Origin of the sequence: Enterobacter cloacae complex sp. SHL009, assembly GCF_049237205.1 — a bacterium.
GTDB lineage: Bacteria > Pseudomonadota > Gammaproteobacteria > Enterobacterales > Enterobacteriaceae > Enterobacter > Enterobacter cloacae_M.
On sequence record NZ_JBMKIW010000003.1, the window covers coordinates 41,981 to 60,410 of the forward strand.

Annotated in this window: 22 protein-coding genes and 1 pseudogene; all 23 read right to left on the reverse strand. The window is 53.1% G+C overall.

What is annotated here, in order from left to right:
* Window positions 1–2: 2 nt before the first annotated feature.
* The 23 genes and pseudogenes from ACOTZC_RS08920 to ACOTZC_RS09030 all read right to left on the reverse strand — a co-directional run bounded on the left by ACOTZC_RS08920 (window position 3) and on the right by ACOTZC_RS09030 (window position 18,305).
* Window positions 3–341: a phage tail protein gene (locus ACOTZC_RS08920; protein ID WP_421635719.1), complete on the reverse strand. Its 339-nt coding sequence runs from the start codon at window positions 339–341 to the stop codon at window positions 3–5.
* The gene (locus ACOTZC_RS08925) at window positions 338–3,475 is read right to left on the reverse strand and encodes a phage tail tape measure protein (protein ID WP_421635720.1); all 3,138 of its coding nucleotides are present in this window, start codon (window positions 3,473–3,475) and stop codon (window positions 338–340) included. Before ACOTZC_RS08925 ends, ACOTZC_RS08920 begins: the two co-directional genes overlap by 4 nt.
* Complete coding sequence (locus ACOTZC_RS08930; protein ID WP_023292728.1) at window positions 3,459–3,731, reverse strand: phage tail assembly protein T; 273 nt, start codon at window positions 3,729–3,731, stop codon at window positions 3,459–3,461. Before ACOTZC_RS08930 ends, ACOTZC_RS08925 begins: the two co-directional genes overlap by 17 nt.
* 50 nt (window positions 3,732–3,781) lie before the next feature.
* Window positions 3,782–4,213 (reverse strand): phage tail assembly chaperone G, encoded by a 432-nt coding sequence (gene gpG, locus ACOTZC_RS08935; RefSeq protein ID WP_421635721.1) that lies wholly within the window; start codon window positions 4,211–4,213, stop codon window positions 3,782–3,784.
* A gap of 10 nt (window positions 4,214–4,223) precedes the next feature.
* Complete coding sequence (locus ACOTZC_RS08940) at window positions 4,224–4,967, reverse strand: phage tail protein (RefSeq protein ID WP_421635722.1); 744 nt, start codon at window positions 4,965–4,967, stop codon at window positions 4,224–4,226.
* Window positions 4,968–4,974: 7 nt separating this feature from the next.
* A complete protein-coding gene (locus tag ACOTZC_RS08945; protein WP_000683284.1) occupies window positions 4,975–5,373 on the reverse strand; it encodes a phage minor tail U family protein in 399 nt (132 codons plus the stop codon).
* A complete protein-coding gene (locus ACOTZC_RS08950; protein ID WP_421635723.1) occupies window positions 5,370–5,954 on the reverse strand; it encodes a phage tail protein in 585 nt (194 codons plus the stop codon). Before ACOTZC_RS08950 ends, ACOTZC_RS08945 begins: the two co-directional genes overlap by 4 nt.
* A 9-nt stretch (window positions 5,955–5,963) precedes the next feature.
* Window positions 5,964–6,317 (reverse strand): head-tail joining protein, encoded by a 354-nt coding sequence (locus ACOTZC_RS08955; protein WP_023292732.1) that lies wholly within the window; start codon window positions 6,315–6,317, stop codon window positions 5,964–5,966.
* An 11-nt stretch (window positions 6,318–6,328) separates the two neighbouring features.
* Window positions 6,329–6,742 carry a DNA-packaging protein FI gene (gene gpFI, locus ACOTZC_RS08960; RefSeq protein WP_421635724.1) on the reverse strand — a complete coding sequence of 138 codons (414 nt, stop codon included), beginning with the start codon at window positions 6,740–6,742 and terminating at the stop codon, window positions 6,329–6,331.
* A 45-nt stretch (window positions 6,743–6,787) separates the two neighbouring features.
* A complete protein-coding gene (locus ACOTZC_RS08965) occupies window positions 6,788–7,813 on the reverse strand; it encodes a major capsid protein (protein ID WP_023292734.1) in 1,026 nt (341 codons plus the stop codon).
* 55 nt (window positions 7,814–7,868) lie between these two features.
* Window positions 7,869–8,201: a head decoration protein gene (locus ACOTZC_RS08970; protein WP_023292735.1), complete on the reverse strand. Its 333-nt coding sequence runs from the start codon at window positions 8,199–8,201 to the stop codon at window positions 7,869–7,871.
* A 9-nt stretch (window positions 8,202–8,210) separates the two neighbouring features.
* A complete protein-coding gene (locus ACOTZC_RS08975) occupies window positions 8,211–9,554 on the reverse strand; it encodes a S49 family peptidase (RefSeq protein WP_421635725.1) in 1,344 nt (447 codons plus the stop codon).
* A complete protein-coding gene (locus tag ACOTZC_RS08980; RefSeq protein WP_032641872.1) occupies window positions 9,535–11,124 on the reverse strand; it encodes a phage portal protein in 1,590 nt (529 codons plus the stop codon). Before ACOTZC_RS08980 ends, ACOTZC_RS08975 begins: the two co-directional genes overlap by 20 nt.
* Complete coding sequence (locus ACOTZC_RS08985; protein ID WP_177336703.1) at window positions 11,121–11,327, reverse strand: phage head-tail joining protein; 207 nt, start codon at window positions 11,325–11,327, stop codon at window positions 11,121–11,123. Before ACOTZC_RS08985 ends, ACOTZC_RS08980 begins: the two co-directional genes overlap by 4 nt.
* Complete coding sequence (locus ACOTZC_RS08990) at window positions 11,327–13,249, reverse strand: phage terminase large subunit family protein (protein WP_421635726.1); 1,923 nt, start codon at window positions 13,247–13,249, stop codon at window positions 11,327–11,329. The genes ACOTZC_RS08985 and ACOTZC_RS08990 overlap by 1 nt, the downstream gene beginning before the upstream one ends.
* The gene (locus tag ACOTZC_RS08995; RefSeq protein ID WP_023292740.1) at window positions 13,224–13,769 is read right to left on the reverse strand and encodes a terminase small subunit; all 546 of its coding nucleotides are present in this window, start codon (window positions 13,767–13,769) and stop codon (window positions 13,224–13,226) included. The genes ACOTZC_RS08990 and ACOTZC_RS08995 overlap by 26 nt, the downstream gene beginning before the upstream one ends.
* Before the next feature lie 358 nt (window positions 13,770–14,127).
* Complete coding sequence (locus ACOTZC_RS09000) at window positions 14,128–14,541, reverse strand: hypothetical protein (RefSeq protein WP_421635727.1); 414 nt, start codon at window positions 14,539–14,541, stop codon at window positions 14,128–14,130.
* 43 nt (window positions 14,542–14,584) lie between these two features.
* Window positions 14,585–14,830: pseudogene (locus tag ACOTZC_RS09005) on the reverse strand (hypothetical protein); the annotation flags it as partial.
* Window positions 14,831–15,142: 312 nt separating this feature from the next.
* Complete coding sequence (locus ACOTZC_RS09010; protein WP_421635728.1) at window positions 15,143–15,661, reverse strand: hypothetical protein; 519 nt, start codon at window positions 15,659–15,661, stop codon at window positions 15,143–15,145.
* The gene (locus ACOTZC_RS09015) at window positions 15,658–16,194 is read right to left on the reverse strand and encodes a lysozyme (RefSeq protein WP_421635768.1); all 537 of its coding nucleotides are present in this window, start codon (window positions 16,192–16,194) and stop codon (window positions 15,658–15,660) included. The genes ACOTZC_RS09010 and ACOTZC_RS09015 overlap by 4 nt, the downstream gene beginning before the upstream one ends.
* Window positions 16,194–16,409, reverse strand: coding sequence for a class II holin family protein (locus ACOTZC_RS09020; protein WP_000286102.1), 216 nt, complete (start codon window positions 16,407–16,409; stop codon window positions 16,194–16,196). The genes ACOTZC_RS09015 and ACOTZC_RS09020 overlap by 1 nt, the downstream gene beginning before the upstream one ends.
* A gap of 70 nt (window positions 16,410–16,479) precedes the next feature.
* Window positions 16,480–17,532 carry a DNA methyltransferase gene (locus tag ACOTZC_RS09025; protein ID WP_421635729.1) on the reverse strand — a complete coding sequence of 351 codons (1,053 nt, stop codon included), beginning with the start codon at window positions 17,530–17,532 and terminating at the stop codon, window positions 16,480–16,482.
* Between the two features lie 170 nt (window positions 17,533–17,702).
* Window positions 17,703–18,305 carry a hypothetical protein gene (locus tag ACOTZC_RS09030; protein WP_349391373.1) on the reverse strand — a complete coding sequence of 201 codons (603 nt, stop codon included), beginning with the start codon at window positions 18,303–18,305 and terminating at the stop codon, window positions 17,703–17,705.
* Window positions 18,306–18,430 lie beyond the last annotated feature (125 nt).

The window sequence follows — 18,430 nt, forward strand, 5'->3', positions numbered from 1 at the left end:
AATCAGGGCGCGAACGCCTGTTCAAAAGTGAAGGCCACAGTGGCTTTTTTCCCGGTAGGGAAAGTAACGCTGAACGAATCGGCCTTCATTCTGAACAGCTTTTTTTCACCCCATGGCGTGGTCCACCAGAACGATTTAGTAACGTGAGACATCAGAAAAGCGCGCAGCGCAGCTGCCTCCTGTCTGGTGCCCGTCCAGTCCAGGTTCCACGTTTCCTGTTTGTCGTTGATCCCCATCCCCGCTATCTGTTTGTAGCCATCCCCGAACTGGGCCTGCAGCGTTCGGGCTGTTTCAGTGCCCTGCGCTGTTTTTCTCGTGCGCCAGGTAAACGTGTCCGTCACTGTGTCCTCCTCGAATAAAGCACGCCGCCTGCGGACATTTCTTTTTTGAGTCGCTCGGTGATTGTCTGCTGAACAATCGCCTGCAGCTGTTTCGCTGTCCCCGTGGCGTTCGCCTGATTTATGCTCCCGTCACTCCCCTGCTGGCTGATGCTGACTGGGGCATAAACACTGATCCCGCCCATGCCAGCACCGGCTGCGCTACCGCCGCCGACCAGACCACCCGAGGCATACCCGCGCATCAGGCGATAGAGATTAGCCACGCCGATGCGGCTGGTTGATTCTTTGGTGAAGACGAATTCCCCGCGGTGAACGATACCGGCTGGCTCGTACTTGCCGCCGTGCCCGGTAAAACCGCCCACATCAAAACCCTGTGGCCGGTATGACGGGACCGCGATGGACTGACCTGCAGAGGAGGTTTTCGCCCCGCCGCTAACCCAGCCCATTGCGCTCTGGATGGTGTAAGCCACCAGCAGCTGATTGATAACGGACACTATCATTTTAAGGATCGAGCTGGTGAAGTCCCTGAAGCTCGCCTTCCCGGTTGTCGTCAGGCTGGTAAGCTGGCCCGCCAGCCCGCTGAACGTAGCCTGCGAAATCTGCTGAACAGAGCTGAAAACGTTTGTCGCTGAATCCTGATATTCGGCCCAGCCCTGTTTCGCACCGGCCAGCCAGTTTGAACGCAGGGCATCTTCAGCCTCAAACGTCGCCCTTTGCTCTTCCAGAACCTTTTGCTGCGCCTGAGGGTTGTACGAATAGCTTTCGCCGAGATGCTGCAGCGTAGTTTGTCGCCTGGCTTCCCGGGTGGATACCCCCTCAGACTGAGCCTGCAGGCCCGCCCTGGCGGCTTTTTGCTGCTGCTCAAACTTCACGGCCTGATCGGCCAGCTGGTTGAGCTTTTGCTGGCTGGCAACCTTATCGCCCAGATCGGCCAGTTGCCGCTTGTACTCGAGCGTTTCTTCCTTGTGCGCCAGCAGGGATTTTTCCTGCGCCGTAAGCTGACGACGCCCCGCGGCCTCCTGCAGAACGGTGAACTGATTTTCAGTCTGCCAGAGATCCTGACGCTGTTTGCTTATGACGTCGTTCACGCTGGTATGCTGCTCGAGCGTTTTAAGCTGGGCCTGAAGGGTGAGAAGTTCGGCCTGCGCCTTTTCCTCGGCTTTATCGCCAGCGGGCGTTGAGTAGCTTTTGCCTTTCGGCGTTATAGGATCCTTCCACTGCTTTTCAATCCCGGCGCGGGCTGCGGCAATGTCCTTTTCAGTCCACAGCGTGGCGACACCATCTTTCGCATCCTGGCGGTTTTTCTCAATAAGCTGACTGAGCTTTTTCTCTGCTGAAGCCCGCTTTTCTGCCGCCGTCGCGCCGGACTCCACCAGCTGGTTAAACTGCTGCTGGTTGCGGATTGCCTGAGCCTGCTGGTCCGTCCGCATTTTTTCCCGCGCGGCTGCCAGCCCTTCCTGGGCGTATTGCTGATCTGCAAGATCGTAAGCCTGCTTTTTCAGCTCCACCTGCTGGCGCGCGTTTCTCAGCCTTTCCGCATCAGCTTTCTGCAGAACGTTGTTACCGGCATAATCCGGGTCGACTTTAAGATTGCTGGACAGCGCGCGGTACTCTTTCTCTGCTGCCTGCCATTCAGCAAAAGAGTCCTGGCGCTTCATCGCGGTGTCAGGATTACGCCCGACGCCCAGCATCGCATCCCATGCCCCGGAGGCTGCATTCTTCACCCAGTTCCAGGCTTTTTCGAGGGTTCCGAGATTGTCCTCGACCGCACCGGCACGCTGAATGACCGCGTCGGAATATGCCCGCATTGCCAGCTCGGCGGCTTTCTGAGAATCCCCCAGCGCCTGAGCAGAAGCTATCTGTTCATACTGGGTGGCCGTCAGAAAATGAAGGGAATCGTTGAGCGTCGCGACCGCGTTAACCGGATCATCCTTCAGGCGCTTAAACTGATTAATGGTTTCGTCAACGGCCTGCCCGGTAGCCTGCTGCAGCCTGGCGGCAACATTGCTGACCATGCTGACGTCATTACCGCTGAATGCGCCGCTGCCAACGACCTGCGCCAGCACACCAGCAGCGGCATGCTGCGTAATGCCATTACCGGCCAGCGAGCGCGCCAGCGCCTGAAGCTGCCCTGACGTTTTCCCCGCGTAGTTCCCGGTCAGGATCAGCTGCCTGTTAAATTCCTCAGACTCTTTGCTGCCGTCATACCAGGCCTTACCCAGCCCGAATACCGCCGTGGCAATCCCTCCGACCATGCCGACGATCCCAAGACCACGCAGCGACAGCAGCTGGTCTATCCACCCTGCCCGGTTCGCCAGCGTGATCCCGGAGCCGCGCAGCGCGCCGAAGTTACCGCGCATGACCTCGCCGATCAGTATCCCCAGCTCCTGCCGTGCGGCAGCACTTTGCAGCCCCAGACCGTGCGTGGCCACTTTCGCAGCTTCAAGCTTGCGGATATAGACCTCAGCCGCATCGCTGGCACCGACCTGCGCCGCCTTCATGCGCAGTAGCTCGGTACCGGAGAGCTTTTGCTCTGCTACCTGTTGCTTCAGCTGGCTGAGGAATCGCGTGCGCGCTGCGGCCGATTTTTCCTCCACGATCTGCAGTTCTTTTTGCCGGGCCGTGGTGCGGGAAATAAGGGCTAGATAATCCTGCTGGGTTATGTTGCCCTGTGCCCTCGCTGCGCGAAAGCGCGCCTGCACGTTCGCAAGCGACTGAGTCTCACCATTGAGCTGGCGAACGCCGTCAATCTGGCGGAAAAATGATGCCGCCAGTTCATCCTGTCGACGGGCAAGCGCTGCGGCCTGCCCGTCATTCTCACGCATGCGCTGATTAAGCTCGGTCACGCGGCGGTGAGTTTCATCAACGGACCTGGAAACGCTCTGCCAGTCTTTGGTCAGCCCTTCCGTTGCGGCTGACTGACGGGCTTTCATTTCTGCGGCCGCCGCCGCGCCAGCGTCGCCCACACTCTTTAGTGCAGCGCTCTGACGGTCCGCAGCACGCTGCATTCGCGCCTGAACTTTATCAGACTCATCCGCCATTCCTGTCAGTTGCCCTTTGATTCGGGCGACATGCTCGCTGAAGGTTGCGCGGTCAACATCCAGCTTAATAACCAGATCGCTAATCTGCTGGGCCATATCGGATACCTCCTGTTATCCCCTCAGCGGCGGTCATCAGCGTGTCATCATCCGGCTCGTCATCGCTGATGACGACATCCGAAGGAGAAAGCAGGCTGAAATGTGCGGGGGTAAGTTCCGGGTCGCGGAAGAAAAGAGTGGAGATGGAATAAAGCAGCTCTGAGAAATGCGCATCGAGCTGCGCGTCCTGAAAATAATGCTCCCGGTAGAACTGGTGCCAGTCGCCCAGCTCACTGGAAGTCATTCCAGCCAGCATGGCGCGCCAGTCGGGTCGCCCGAACTCGCGCGCCAGATTCAGGACAAACTTCAGCTCGCTGGCAAGGGCTTTTCCGCCGTAACGGGTTCAGCGCTTTCGGCCTCCACGGAGACATCCGGATCGGCAACGTTGTCATCATCAATCGGAACGAGCATGCCGGAGAGCAGCTTTATTTCCATTTCTGCTTTACCGATCGCCTCCGGCGGCCAGCTGCTAAGCACCTGCTGATAAAGCGTTTCCACATCCGTGCCAGCCGGATCGTTATGCCACAAAGACATCGCAATCAAACGCGCACCGCAGCGAATATTTGAGCCAATCAGCCTGGCCGTCATTTCCTGATCGCTGATGCCGGCGCTGTCAGCGCTGACGGCCTTTTCCTCTGCGGCCATAAACGTGATGTACTCAATACGCTGCAGCGCCGACAGCTCGAAGATGGTCAGTGATTCTTTTTGCCAGGTGAACTTATCTTTTTTCAGAAACATGCGTCCTTCCTTACGCTGCAGTTACGGTGACTTTGCAGACCGCAACGAAATTACCGTCGCTGGTGATAACAATAACGTCAGCGGTGCCTGCCGCCACGCCGGTGACGGTGATCACGTTGCCGCTAACGGTGACCGTTGCTTTTGCCCCGTCTGAGGTTGCCACGCGGAACGAGGTATCTGAGGCGCTGGCAGGGTTAACCGTCACATTGAGCGTTGTGGTTGCGCCGACGGCCACGCTTGCCGTGGCTTTGTCGAGCGTAACGCCGGTCACGGGGATATTCGGGGTACCGCTTTCTTCTGCCAGTTCCGGCTTGCCGGTATTGGTGATTTTCGCTGTACGGGTAATGACCTCTTTTGCCGGAATGGCTTTACCTAGGCTGCTGCACCAGCCGCGGAAAACGTCGACGGTACCGTTCGGGTATTTGATTTTGTAATAGCGTACTGAGCCATCAATAAACCATGCGACCAGGTCTTTTTGCCCTTCTTCGCCCGGCTTCCAGGCGAGGGTGAACGAGGTATCGCCAGCAGATTTTGCCCCCTGGGCCGTCGCGTTCCAGTCGGCATCCTCGTCGTCGAGGTAAGTGTCGTCATACGATTCGGCGGTCATTTCGCCCGGCGCCAGCTCTTTGATTTTCGCCAGGCGGTTCCAGTCGATATCAGAGAGTGGGTTAGCGAAAGCGTTGCCCGTTCCGGTGTAAAGCCAGAGCGTCGTACCGGCGCCTTTTACAGGAGCAAGTGGATTTGGTGTTGGCATGTTTTCCTCACATTTCGTAAGTGATTGAATATTTCATATCGGCGGAGGTCCACAGCCCCATCGCATCATCGCGCTGGTAATCGAAGCCTTGTGGAACCATGAGCGTTAACAGTGAATCGAGGCCGGGAACATCAGCGAGTGCCGGATAGATGTGGCTTTCCATCCATTCATCCAGTTCGGAATCTGGTACCTGCGAGGACAGGAAGACCTCGATATGTAACGTTGCCGCCCACATATCGGCATCAAGTTCTTCGCCGGTATACTCCGCATCGGTCAGATAGACCGCGACGGCAGGAAAATCCTCCTCCTCAATGACAGCCGGGCGCCCGTCAAAAAACATGACGTCGATCCCGATGGCCTCTTCAAGCACATCAATAATTTTCTGGCGAATGAGAGTGTGTTTCATCGTGTCAGATGCAACCTCAGTTGTTGCCTGAGGGCATAGCCAAGTTGTTTTGGCATTTCCTCTTCAAGCATGCGTTTCTTCTCTGCTTCGAAAGCAGTAGTGAGGGGCGCGGACAATGGGATTTTGACCACGTCGATGGGATAACGACTTTTTCCTGCAATGCGCTTCATGACGTGCCAGCGGCCGTTCGCCAGGCACTGGATAAAGGCGTCGCGAAAAACATAACGGCCAATTCTCAGCACGCTACTTTTTCGAACCAGCGGGCCTTTTCGGTTCGTCGCCCTGACCTGCGCGGCACCGAGTTTGATGGCGGGAAGATTGCCCCGGTTAACCTTAATTCGGGCCGCTGAGTGCCCTGAAGCCGAGGCTTTGTTGATTCTCACCCTTTGTCTGACCAGCTTTACAGGTATCCCCGAAACGCGGTTATCACCGGCTACAGTTTCTTTCGCCACCCTTCGGACGGCAACCGAGACGCCATTAGCAGCAACCCGGTTCACAGCCCATGCGCTGGCATTGGGAACCATATTTCTGTCCAGGCTATCCAGGTTAGCAATCGCCTGCTCAAGACCTTTTATCGACATGAATGCTCCTTAACGACGCCGCGATCCGCCGGGAGGTGATCCACTACCCAGCCATACATGGCAGGAACCGCAATCATCCGGGCCCACGCGATCAACCCAAAATTCACGCCCGTTTACCTTCAGCGTGTCCAGACGTTCCAGCCCGCTTACATCCGATGAGTTCACAAAAAACGTCGGCCTGGTTCCGTCAATTCTGATCCCCGCTTCTGCGAAACCGATGTTCTCTGGATCGTCAAAGACCCCGCGGAGCGTGACGCCGGATAAAGATCCAGAGGTTATCCTTGCCTCTGCGCCCATCACTCCACGTATAGTGGTATCCGCGCGCGCCATCGCTTCATCAAAAAGATTATCGAAATCAGCCATTAGGCCCCCTGTCAGACTTCCCGGGCCAGCCCATGAGAAATCAGTTCGGTAGCCTCCGCGTCGGTCACGCGAATAACGACACCAGGCTCAACAATAGAGAGGGACTCGTTGCGTGTGGCGTGAAGTGCATCAATGTGCAAGGTCACCAGTGTCTCAACCGCCACCAGTTCGCCGGGCTCATTTGACGCAGGATTCTCGGTAATAGAGCCAGAGGTGTTCTCTGGGCCGGGCTGGCCCGAGGTGCTGCCAGCAGTAGTGCTGGCAACGGACACCTCAGCGCCCTCTTCTCCGTCTTCGTCGAGTTCCTCTTCGAGCTCAGAAATACGTAACGTAAGCTCCTGGATGGTGCCTGTGACGTTGACCTCACGATCAAGCTTTACACCCAGCTCTTTCAGTCGGGCGATAAGGGTTTCTTTTTCTGTCATGGGAAATACTCCAGAAATGTGGCCCAACAGGGCCACTGGGGAAAGTTATGCCAGCTTGACTGAAACGAAAGCGTCCGGATCTGGCAGCAGCATCAGCGGAGCTGACTGAATCATGGTGAACTCGCGAGCCGGGTCGCCCGTTTGCACCCAGTTTTTCGGATAGCGCGTTGAAGCATTAATGCCTTCGCGCTGTGCATCTGCATCCAGAATGCAGCCATAGGTACGCAGACCGCGCGCTTGGGTATTTCCCAGCACCATTGTCAGATCCGGCAGGTAGTTCTTTTTGACGTCATCCTCGATGTACTGACCGGAGTAAACAACGATGGCCACGTCGCCATACATCCCCTTATAAGAGACGGCCATTCCCAGGTCTTTCACGGCGGTTTCCAGCTCAGAGCTTGAACCGCGACGCGTATCCAGTTTTTCCTTCACCGCGTCAAAGGAGCGGAACAGCGCCCAGCCCTTTGGATCGAAGACGATAATGTTGACCACACCGCTGGCGTTAAGCGCGTACGCTTCAATATCATCGGTCGGGTCGTACGTTTTTTTGTCGCGAGAAGACCAGGCAGCTGCACCCGCCTGGGTGATGTTGTTACCGGCACTGCGTCCCATATCAACTTCAACCGGCTCAAACGCTTCCCCGGTCATGGTGTATTTACCACTTAGGACTGCAGCAACGGCCTGCTTTTCTTCTACCTGCGCAATTGCAAGCTCTTCATCTTTCATGTTCTGAAGAATGATGCGTCGGCGGCGATAGGCAGGGTCGGCCAGATTCTGTGGATCTTCATCAGGCAGGCGGCGGAGGGTCATCAGCGGATTCACTTCGTGTTTTGGCTTCACATACCCCGGCGTAAATTCCGACGTGCTGCCACCACGGGAACGAATCACTTTCCCGGAGACAATCGGCGATACGTACAGCGCCATATTGACCATGCCCGGAATTTGCGAAAGGTAGACTTTTTCTGTACTGAAGGGATAAGTTTCGCGAAAGAAGATACGCAGGAAGAGCGGATCGAACTTGAATTTCTTCTCATTGACCGCCAGAAGCTGGGCTGTTGTGTAAACTGACATAGATTTTTCCCGTAAAAAAAGCCGCATAAGCGGCTTTTATGAAAGTTGAGGGTGATTAAACGATGCTGATCGCAGTACCGGCGAACGCGTTACGCTTGATATTTTCGTCGGTAACGGCAGATGGCCAGAGCACATCTTCGATGCGGAAAGAACCGGATTTATAGAATGCCAGTTCAGCACTGCTCTGGTCAGCGGTAACTGCCAGAATGCCGGTTGCTGCACCTGCATGCTCGCCGTCCCAGACGGTTAGCTTGCCGGACGTAGCATCGAGCATGAGCGGGGTCATTGCCGGGGTGGATGCTGTCAGTTCGCCCGGTGCATACGCGGTGTGTGCCGGATCGCTGTTACCGAGCGGCTGGTGATGAGTAAATACTTCGGTGATTGCCATGTTAGCCTCTTAAACGGGGGTGTTTAACAAATCGTCGCCGGCTTCAGCAGAGGCATTCCCTGCTGAAAGAGCGCCTGGTGCGGTTTCCATCAGGCGATCCAGCGCCGTATCGGTACGCGCCTGGGCGCTTTGCGGCGCCGCGGCCAGAATGCGCTGTGCACTCTCGACCGTCATGCCCGGCGTTTCTGCCAGCGCACGGGCCTGTGATTCACGACCTTTTGCCTCTTCGCAGTTCAGAATACCCATGATGCGACCATTCTCGGCGGCTACGGCTGCCGATACCTGAGCGCTGAGGTCTGCCGGGGCCGTTAAGGCAGCAGTTGTTGTGTCAACGGTGGTGACCTGCTCAGCCGGTGCAGTCGTCTGTGTTGCTGCCTGGTCAGCTGGCTGATTGGTCGCTGCAGATGCAGAAGGTGATGGCATAGTTCCTCCAGTGGTTGTTTTTTTGCGTCTGTCGAGTGCTTCACGCATCACGCTGAGCGCGTCGGTATTGTTAACAAGTTCATCCGCCAGACCGTTATCCACGGACTCCTGACCGGAGAAGACGGCCGCTTCGGTGTCCAGTACGGCCTGCACTGACATTCCGGTATAAGCGGAAACCTTTTCGGCAAACATCTGACGAGTGGCATCGATGCGCGTCTGAAAATCAGCGCGAACGTCCTTTGGTAGTTTTTCATAGGGATTGCCGTCGACTTTATGATCGCCGCTGTAAATCAGCGTGACCTCAACGCCGTTAGTTTTCAGCGCAGCGCCATAATTACTGTGCGCCATCATGACGCCGATGGAGCCGGTTCTGGCCGTTTGCGTGACAAGCCGTCGCGATGCAGAACTGGCAATGAGCTGCCCTGCACTGCAGTTCATATCATTTGCCAGCGCCCAGACGGGCTTGATATCCCGCATCCGGGCAATAATGTCGGCACAATCAAAAGCCCCGGACACCATCCCGCCCGGCGTGTCCATATCCAGCAGAATACCGTCTACGCCGGGATCACTCATTGCCTGCTGCAGTCGGGCAATTACCCCGTTATAGCCCGTCATACCGGAATAAGGCTGCAGTGAACGGGTTTTGCTGACCAGCGTCCCGGAAACGGGCAGCACCGCGATCCCGTTTGTTACATGATAGCTCCGCGCTGGCCGGGGCCCCATTTCCTCGTCATCGCCAAACAGCGCCAGCGGCTCTGCAATTTGTTCAGCGCCGAGCGAGACGCCAGAAGCGGAATCAGTCAGTCGGGTGATACCCAGCTGGCCTGCCAGCGCGCAAAAGAAAACCCGCGCGTAGGCGGGTTCAAGCATCAGCGGCTCATTGAAGGCCATGCTGGCAATATGCGGGAGATTACGCAGCTCTGGCGTCATCTTTTACCTCCTCGTTTGATTTTTTCAGCCCAGATTCAAATGCAGCTGCCGCCCATGCCGGAGGTTTAAGTCCCGCGCTCCGGCGCTCCATAGTTTCACGTACCTGCTGAGAAAATATCTCCTGATAGTCATCTCCGCGTTTGGCACACTCCTTCTCATATGTGCTGAGACCAGCCTCAATCAGCATCACGGCCTCCTGCACCTCCTTCAGTCCATCAATAGCCATGCGCCCCGAGCCAATCCAGTTGGCGTTACCCCAGGCAGTTCTCGCCTCCTGGAAGCTAAACCTGGCTTTGGACGGGAGCGTGACAACCCGGCGCGCAATCGCCTCTTCGAGCCAGCAGACGAACATCTGGCAGGCTTGCCGGGCCGCGACAAACTTGCGACGCCCCATAAAGAACGCCCAGGATTCATTGGCGCTGGCGCGCGCCGTCGAATAGCTCATCTGAGAGTAGTTACGGGAAAGCTGCTCATACGAAACACCAAGACCAGCAGAAATATAGCGCAGGAGTGATTGTTCAAAGGTGGAATAACCGTTATCGGTATCCTGTGCTGACTGAAGGTTCAGGGAATCGCCCGGCATAAGATGAGGAACTTTCGCGCCACCGAGGCGAACCGGCGCTGCAGCGTAGTATGCTGCCATTTCGCCAAGCCAGCCCGTCAGCTTATTTTGCTGCTTACTATCAGCGCCGAGGATAAAGTCCATCGCCGTATCGGTATCAAGCTCGCTCTCAATTGTCGCCGCATACATAGCTTTTACAATTGCGCTCTGGAGCTGAGTATTTTGCAGGGTGTCGAGCATTTTCATCTGCTCCATCACGCTGTAAAACACGTTTGCGCCGCGGGTCTGTCCATCCTCAAGCGGTTCAAAAATATGGATGAATGATGGCCTTCCGCCCGGCAGTTCCCGTGGTATATAGGTCCATTTTTGCGACATCCAGCCAGGATAGCTGTCTTCACTGACGTAGTACCCCAGCGCTGCGCCGCTATCACTGATTTTGACACCCGCGCGACAGTTACGCGTGTCACCTGTATTACCGGGATTACTCACGCGTTTTGGACTAACCATTTTAAATTGCGTGCGAAAAAGTCGCGATGAATCACTGTCCCAGGTGGGCTGGACGCACAGTTCACCGTTAAATGCGTGCGTCGCAACGCCTTCACGGATCATCATCGTAAAGGTACGCTTGCGCTCGGCATCAATCCCGCAAAAGTCATCCTCCGCATATTCATACCAGGCGGCCTCCACCTCCCTGGCAAATGCTCGGCTTTCCTCTTCTTTAATGCCGAGATAACGCCAGCTCGGGCAGTAACTCAGTCTGAAAAAAGACCCGACGATGTGATCCTGGTGAAGCTGAACGGCGTTTGCCGCATAACCATTGTTACGGACCAGATCATCAGCACGGGCATTCCCCCGGGCGAAGTTCGGCAGAAGTGCGGCGTCGGCACTTTCACTCTGGGGATTCCAGGCATTTAACTGCCCACCGAATCCGCCGCCACCGGCGTGATAGCCTGCATATTCCCTCAGGGAGGTTTTCCCGTCGGGGCCAACTAAAGAAGGAATTTTCATGCGTAGAACCTTGCCGGCCCGCGGCGTCGTGAAGTGGTACCGACCTGTGACTCTAGATCGGCGATGTACTTTTTCAGATCGATGACTGACGTCGCCGTAAATTCCACCCTTCGACCGTCTTTCTGTACCGTCGCAACCCGTTTTCCCATCATCAGATCATGTAACGCTGCACGCGCGGCATCCAGTTCAGCCTGTGTTGCCATTATTCATCTCCCGCTAATGCCCTGGCATAATCCGCCAGAGATTTATTATTTTTACGGCCAGTGTCTTCTTCCCGTAAGCTGGCCAGAAGAGAATCCAGATCCAGCTGCCAGCGGGAGATACTTATCCGCAGAGCTGCAAGTGCATAGACAAAACAGTCAAGCGCCTCATTTCGTCGTTTTTTACTGTCCCAGACGATTTTTTTCTTCCCGTCTACCCACTTCTCAACCTGCTCTTCAGCCGTAAGCTGCTGAGCCTCAGCTAAATCATATATTTCAGGGTTATTAGGGAAGTGAACCGCTCCCGCCAACGGTTCGTCGCCTTTTGCCACCAGCGTGAAACGGTTATAAATCTGCTCTTTCGCGGTGTCTGTTCCTACCTCAGTGAGATAAACGCCGTTCTTGTTACGCTTACGAGGCATATTCGCCACGGGCTTGCCGTAGACAGATGCGCCTTTAACGGGGATGACACGAAACAGACCATGCTTTTTCGAGCGGTTATAAACAATCGTTGGGTCTATGCCGCCGATATCCCAGCAGATGCGGGAAATAAGCATCTCAACGCCGTTAGGCCTCGGATAGGTTTTGTTGATCGCCTCATCCAACCTCAGAAGCGTGGATTCATCATCATGTCGCCCCATAATGATAATTTTGTCGATAAGCCAGCTTTCCTCACCAGGCCCCCAGCCCCAGACACGCATTTCGTAACGGTCAAGCTGGGAGTCAATACCGGCAGTAAGATAGGCCACGCGCTCCGGCACCCTGGCACCGAAGTGCTCAATACGTTCGGCCATCACCTCAGCATCAGGACGCTCACCAATTTTAGGCTCCCACGTTTCACCAAGCGTTGTGTTGACGAACGTCTTACGCTTGCCCGTGTCCCCTTTGGTCTTGATCCAGTCCTTGACGATTTGCACCCAGGTTGTGAAGGGGCTATAGGCCGTCCAGATGTGAAAGGTTACGCTGTCAGGCGGATCAATTTCGGTACCCGATGATGAAAACCAGAAAAGTCCGTCGCGCGTCCAGATCCCGGTTTCATCACAGATGTACCGCGCCTGCGAAAAATCGAGCTCCTGCTGTTTAATTACGCATGCATTGTGTTCACACAGATATATAACGCTGGCAGGATCGCCCGGCGTCCATTTGAACCCGAATGGCGTCTCTTTATCGCCGAATTTAAGGAACTGCTCCTCCCCACAATGTGGGCAAGGAACATAGAAGCGCAAGAAATGCTCTGACTCCTTGGCGGCACGTTCAATCTGGCATGTCCCTTTAATTTTGGGTGTGGATCCTCGTATCGATTTAGGCCAGACCGACCCTTCAATACGTTTATCCCCCAGGAACGTTGGAGAGCCCTCTTTCTCGATATCATCGTCAAATGCCGCCAGCTCGTCATAACCCGCCACATCAACAGATTTTTCACGGTAGTTTTTTGCAGCTTTACCACCGAGGCACCAGAAACCTCGCCCATTCGAGAAACGTTTCATACTCAACGTGTTGTCCCGGTGCTTTTTACCGTACCAGGGCGCCAGCGCCAGCAGTGAGGGGATGTCCCGAATTGTCGGTTCGACATGGGATTTCATGAAGTTTTCTGCATCACCGTCGGTAGGTAACCAGATAAGCGAGTTACGCTGTTTATGCTGGATGAAATACGCATACACGCCGAGCAGCATTTTTGAATAGCCTACTCGGGCAGACTTAACGACATTGACCTCGCGGATATAGTCATTACCCATCGCATTCATTATCGCACGCTGAAACGGCAGCGTTTCCCAGCGCCCTTCCTGATAAGCAGACTCTTTTGGAAGGTAATAATTTTCGTCTGCCCACTCAACCGCCGTTTGCGGTTCTGGCCGGTACAACGAACGGAGCCCCGAGCGCGCGGAGTGCTGTAGCCCCTTAACCTGACTGTTCGATATATTCACTCAGCAACCCCGGTATCATTTCATCCAGCGCAGCTGCTTTGTTCATGGCTTTTATGATGTCCTTCTTGAGGAAATCAATATGTCGATTTTCCAGTTCCGGAAAGCGCCGCTGAACCGACAGAGGTATTCCATCAAGGATACTGGCAATTTCTCCGGCTATCCGCGACAGCACGAACGTGCAGAATGCGGTCTCCACCACCTCAGCGGACTCTTTTGCATTTTTTAGTTCCTGAGCATCAGCCTGGGCTCGGGTAAGCCTATGGCGCTCATAATCAATCGTGCCAGGCACAAGGTCTGATTCTGAATCAACTCTCAGCTGTTCAACCTCTTTGCGCAGCTTTTCGTTTTCTATCGCTGCGTCACGGGCGGAATACCATTCGATTACGGCGGCAGAGTCATAAAGCACTTCATTACCTTTTCCACCACCGCGCGCAACTGGCATTCCCTGATCCTGCCAGTTCTGGATCGTGCGGATGCTGACACCAAAAATCTCTGAAAGGCGTTTTTTATTGACCTCCATGACGAACTCCAGGCGAAACACAGGGTAAGGAAACCATGCCGGGTAAAATGACTACTACCAGGCTTTAACACTTCCTTTCTTGTGGTGGGTTATACCCAGTAAAGACAGATACTTAGCAAGAAGAAGAACGGAAAAGGCAAAATCCTGAAAAATTCTCATAAATAGCGAGAACCTGCGAGGTCGCCGCCCCGTAACCGAGCAAATTGCCGGAAAGGACCCGTGAAGCCCTAAACGCCCGTAGGTACGGCCGTCACAATCCAATGGTTAAGTGCGGGGTTCAGAAATTATCTCTGGGACATAAGCTGCCTTATCTCCTTGTGATATAAGCCTTTCCGGACGGAAGGTGAACTAATAACATTTATTTTCTAAACACAAATTTCTCGTTTGCAATTCCCATACAGGCAGCTCCCAATTCTTCACTATGTAATTTTCCGTTTAAGTATTTATTTGTGTTGTTATAAATAATTCCCCAGCATTCATTTACTACTGGGTTCGTTATCAACCCTTCGGTGTTAAACCAAGCGTAGCTACATATCCCAAGCAGATCCCTTAGTTTTTTACAATCAGCATCGTATTTTTGCAATTCATGAATAAACATTATTTCAGGCATTTGTGTTAGTTGATAAGCGTAATCGCCGACCGCCTTTTTGAATTCTAACTTCACCTTCAATTCATCTTGCTTTTTCCATCGAAATATTGCCCAAGCTGCAATTACTGCCGTGATGGCAGTAAAGATTGCTGAGACCCCAGACCAAAATGTTTGCCATTCCATAATCTACCCTCGAAATTAATTTGGGTGATTATACTATGAAATATTACCCTTGACCTTTTCTCTCAGCTCTATCTACTTCGATTTGCTTAATCCCGTGAAGTTGATTGTTGCCTTTCTCAATGACTGCGAGCAGTGGTCTAATCCAGAGTATGGCCTGGCAGTACGTCATTGAGCTGGCGGCAGCGGTACGATCATCGGCTGCGTCAGTTCCGTCGGTATCGGCGTGCATGGCGCTGGAACGCAAACGGTGCGCGTATTCGAGCCACCCACCAGCATTGCTAACAGGCAGCTTTACGTGGTTACGTAAATATCATGCTGGACCTAAGAAAGTTCTCAATAGCTTCCGCTTACGCTTGTTGATTTCTTGTTAAGTGCCACGCTATTCAAGACTCTGATGTGGAGAATGCCAACTCCAGGGAAACATCGATAAAAAGAGCAAGTGAAACTGAGACTCTGGTAGCCCTCCATGTGAGGGCATTTTTTTATCATTGCCGCGCTTCGCTTGTTAAATATTGAGTCTTTTCTAGAATTTAAAGGTGCTTTGCTATGTCAGGTAAAGCCGTCGTTCAGAAATACCCGTGTGCTCAAGGACGAGCCATCCCTAGTTTTTCCTTTCCAGCTCTATCTGCCTTATACCAGCCAGGTTGTTGTTGCCCTTTTCAATTACGGCCAACAGCGGCTTAATCCAGAGCACAGCCTGGCAGTACGTTATTGAGCCGGCGGCAGCGGTACTATCATCGGCTGCGTCAGGTCTGTCGGTATCGGGGTGCATTGCGCTGGAACGTAAACGGTGCGCGTATTCGAGCAGCCCACCAGCAATGTCAGCAGGAACAGGCAGATCACAGGTTTTTTCACGGCGGAGAATCTCCCGGTATTCGATGACGGTTTCTTCGGTGCTGGTGTCGATCAGGGAGTTAAGCTTATTGGCATGTTCTGCAACCTGATTGAACCGATTGAAGTTGAATGCCTGGGTGGCGATCACCTGTCCCTGCAAAGAGTTGTCACTTCGCAGAACGTCGTTATCGCTCTGAAGGTTACTGGCGTCAGAGCAACTCTTAACGAGGGCGACCGAAAGGACAGCAATAACGGCAACACCGATGAGACTTGGATTAATTTTCATTGGTCCAGCCCCCAGCATGCCAGCGCACTTTCTTGATCACGCCGCTCGACCTGCCCATAGCAGCCATTCTTCTGGCCTTTGGTTAGTCGGCAATCACGGCCACCGTCTTTAATCCACCAGCGAATAGCTTCACAGGCCCCTTTCCGGTCACCAGCATTGATGCGCTTATAGAACGTCGAAGGAAAGCATTTACCAGGCCCGATGTTATACGGGCAGAAGGATGCGATACCCACCTTCTGCGGCTCTGTCAGAGGCACTTTGATATTGCTATCAACCCAGGCTAATGCCTTATCGCGTTCAATAGCGTTAACCTTCCTGCATTGTTCCTCAGTGGTCGTCATGCCTTTAACAACACGCCTGCCATCGATAACGGTCACGCCGTGACATAAAGACCAGACCCCACCCGGGTCAACAACGGCCACCAGCGCATTGCCTTCTTTCTCGCTGATGAATTGGTCGAAAATGAGTGGAGCAGATGCACCCGACGCGATTAACGCCAGCACTGCTGCGCTGAGCTTTGCTTTGTTCGACATCATTCACCCCGCGCAGCTTTGCGGCGATCCGCTTTGATTTGGAAGTACAGACTCGTTAACCACGTCAGCAAACCAAACATGAGGCTACCGAGCACACCAATGGCCGCCCATTGAGATGGGGAGACTTTATCGAGGAGCTGAAGCAACCAGTATCCGGTCCCCCCTCCCGATGCGCCGTATGCAATACCCGTCGTGATTTTTTCCATTCGATACATGCTCTCACCTCGCTACGTTGCGGGTGTCCAGTTGAGGTAATAAAAAGGGCCGCGATAGCGACCCAAGCTTTTATTCCCCTGCCAGTTGCCTTACCTCACTTACCGTCTGGTTGAAACGTTCCTCTTCCAGTTCTACGCCGATAGCCTGGCGGCCCAGTTCAATGGCTGCTTTAACTGTTGATCCCGAGCCCATAAAGAAATCAGCTACCACATCGCCGGGCCTGCTGCTGGCGTTGATGATTTGCCGCAACATATCAGCGGGTTTTTCGCACGGGTGTTTACCTGGATAGAACTGGACTGGTTTATGGGTCCATACGTCCGTATATGGCACGGCAGCTGTCACAGAGAAATGCCGCCGAAGTGATTTGTACTCTTCGAGCAGCTCTGAATATTTGCGATTCAACGAATGCCACAGAGCCACCAGCTGGTGGTGCGGTGTTGCCAGTTCGCCGTTCTGGTGCTTTTCGATGGCTACCTGCGTGAAAAGGGACTGAAGTTTCCGGTAGTCTGATTCATTCGGTAATTGCCACTGGCTACCGCTGAACCAGTGGGACACCATGTTCTTCTTTCCAGTCGCATCGGCTATTTGTTTTGAGGATATGCCAAGCGCTTCACGTGCATCCCGGAAATATGAAATTAGTGGAGTCATTACATGCTGCTTCAGCTCGCTTCTCTTCTCAGCGTACCCGTCGCTCTTTGGTTTATACGGCCCCTGGTAATGCTCAGCGAAGAGGATGCGCTCTGTTGCAGGGAAGTAAGAGCGCAGGCTTTCTTTATTACAGCCATTCCAGCGGCCCGACGGTTTAGCCCAGATGATGTGGTTCAGGATATTGAACCGCTCACGCATCATGATCTCAATGTCTGCCGCCAGGCGGTGACCGGAGAAAAGATAAAGACTGCCAGCAGGTTTAAGCACTCGCCAGAATTGTGCGAGGCACATATCAAGCCAGCGAAGATAATCCTCATCCCCTTTCCATTGATTGTCCCAGCCGTTGGGTTTCACTTTGAAGTACGGCGGATCCGTGACTATCAGATCAACGGAGTTATCAGGGAGAGTGGCGATGTATTGCAGGCTATCAGTGTTGACCAACTCAACACTGTTTATAATTACAGTATTTTTCATAGATCCGTAAGCGTAACTCTGATAGGCTCACTATGCTTTTGCGCTAAAGCAGTGGGCCTTGGTTAGCTTGTGACCTGAAAGCATGAGCTAATGGCTGGTTGGGTGCTACAACACCTACCAGCCGCCCATTTCACAGCAAGAACACCTCACGTTAGAGGCACATTGATGATTTATATATTTTTGGTCACTGACTTCCATTCTGAATCAATACAACTTATTGTCGCTTTGATTAACTCCTTTATTACTTCATCTGTACCATAATACTCAACATTACTAATCGATAATTCTATATCCTCAGTAACTTGATCAATTAGACTTCTAACTCTTGAAAACTGTGGTTTCTCATCAATCATTAGCAATAAATGATAACGGCACAAATCAAGGTCATAAGCCAACTTATCAAGGGCCACCCTTCTTTCTATACTCATAGTAGCTATTGACAGTTTATGCCCATAAATATCTGGCTTTAACATCAATGACAATTTTTCTAAATCTGCTAGAAAAGTGGACATTCTAGTTCTTAGTTCATTAGTAAATGTTTGCTTATCGATAATCATTTGCTGTTGTAGCATTTGTTTTCTGTTAGCTTTAATAGCATACCAAGCGACAAATGCTGATAAACACCCGGCAACTAATGTACCTGAAGCAGTTGCTATTGCCCCAATGTAATCTGGCGATGTTTCGACAAAAATATGTGGAATTTTTTGAATAATTAAATTAGAAGACTCCAGTAAATCACTGGACATGAATTTGAATGGTATACCTTGCCACATATAGCCCCCTTTTTTGACAGGCTATAATAACAAAAACCCGCTACTCAGCGGGTCATTAAAATTTTGGCAACGTATCAAATTAGCCTCAAATATGGCTCATTTTGTTGCATTTTGCAAGCCTAATT

Excerpts from the sequence above, each read along its gene's own strand:
- ACOTZC_RS08925 (WP_421635720.1), bottom strand. The coding sequence starts at position 3,475 with ATGGCCCAGCAGATTAGCGATCTGGTTATTAAGCTGGATGTTGACCGC.
- ACOTZC_RS08930 (WP_023292728.1), bottom strand. The coding sequence starts at position 3,731 with ATGCTGGCTGGAATGACTTCCAGTGAGCTGGGCGACTGGCACCAGTTC.
- gpG (WP_421635721.1), bottom strand. The coding sequence starts at position 4,213 with ATGTTTCTGAAAAAAGATAAGTTCACCTGGCAAAAAGAATCACTGACC.
- ACOTZC_RS08940 (WP_421635722.1), bottom strand. The coding sequence starts at position 4,967 with ATGCCAACACCAAATCCACTTGCTCCTGTAAAAGGCGCCGGTACGACG.
- ACOTZC_RS08945 (WP_000683284.1), bottom strand. The coding sequence starts at position 5,373 with ATGAAACACACTCTCATTCGCCAGAAAATTATTGATGTGCTTGAAGAG.
- ACOTZC_RS08950 (WP_421635723.1), bottom strand. The coding sequence starts at position 5,954 with ATGTCGATAAAAGGTCTTGAGCAGGCGATTGCTAACCTGGATAGCCTG.
- ACOTZC_RS08955 (WP_023292732.1), bottom strand. The coding sequence starts at position 6,317 with ATGGCTGATTTCGATAATCTTTTTGATGAAGCGATGGCGCGCGCGGAT.
- gpFI (WP_421635724.1), bottom strand. The coding sequence starts at position 6,742 with ATGACAGAAAAAGAAACCCTTATCGCCCGACTGAAAGAGCTGGGTGTA.
- ACOTZC_RS08965 (WP_023292734.1), bottom strand. The coding sequence starts at position 7,813 with ATGTCAGTTTACACAACAGCCCAGCTTCTGGCGGTCAATGAGAAGAAA.
- ACOTZC_RS08970 (WP_023292735.1), bottom strand. The coding sequence starts at position 8,201 with ATGGCAATCACCGAAGTATTTACTCATCACCAGCCGCTCGGTAACAGC.
- ACOTZC_RS08975 (WP_421635725.1), bottom strand. The coding sequence starts at position 9,554 with ATGACGCCAGAGCTGCGTAATCTCCCGCATATTGCCAGCATGGCCTTC.
- ACOTZC_RS08980 (WP_032641872.1), bottom strand. The coding sequence starts at position 11,124 with ATGAAAATTCCTTCTTTAGTTGGCCCCGACGGGAAAACCTCCCTGAGG.
- ACOTZC_RS08985 (WP_177336703.1), bottom strand. The coding sequence starts at position 11,327 with ATGGCAACACAGGCTGAACTGGATGCCGCGCGTGCAGCGTTACATGAT.
- ACOTZC_RS08995 (WP_023292740.1), bottom strand. The coding sequence starts at position 13,769 with ATGGAGGTCAATAAAAAACGCCTTTCAGAGATTTTTGGTGTCAGCATC.
- ACOTZC_RS09000 (WP_421635727.1), bottom strand. The coding sequence starts at position 14,541 with ATGGAATGGCAAACATTTTGGTCTGGGGTCTCAGCAATCTTTACTGCC.
- ACOTZC_RS09010 (WP_421635728.1), bottom strand. The coding sequence starts at position 15,661 with ATGAAAATTAATCCAAGTCTCATCGGTGTTGCCGTTATTGCTGTCCTT.
- ACOTZC_RS09015 (WP_421635768.1), bottom strand. The coding sequence starts at position 16,194 with ATGTCGAACAAAGCAAAGCTCAGCGCAGCAGTGCTGGCGTTAATCGCG.
- ACOTZC_RS09020 (WP_000286102.1), bottom strand. The coding sequence starts at position 16,409 with ATGTATCGAATGGAAAAAATCACGACGGGTATTGCATACGGCGCATCG.
- ACOTZC_RS09025 (WP_421635729.1), bottom strand. The coding sequence starts at position 17,532 with ATGAAAAATACTGTAATTATAAACAGTGTTGAGTTGGTCAACACTGAT.
- ACOTZC_RS09030 (WP_349391373.1), bottom strand. The coding sequence starts at position 18,305 with ATGTGGCAAGGTATACCATTCAAATTCATGTCCAGTGATTTACTGGAG.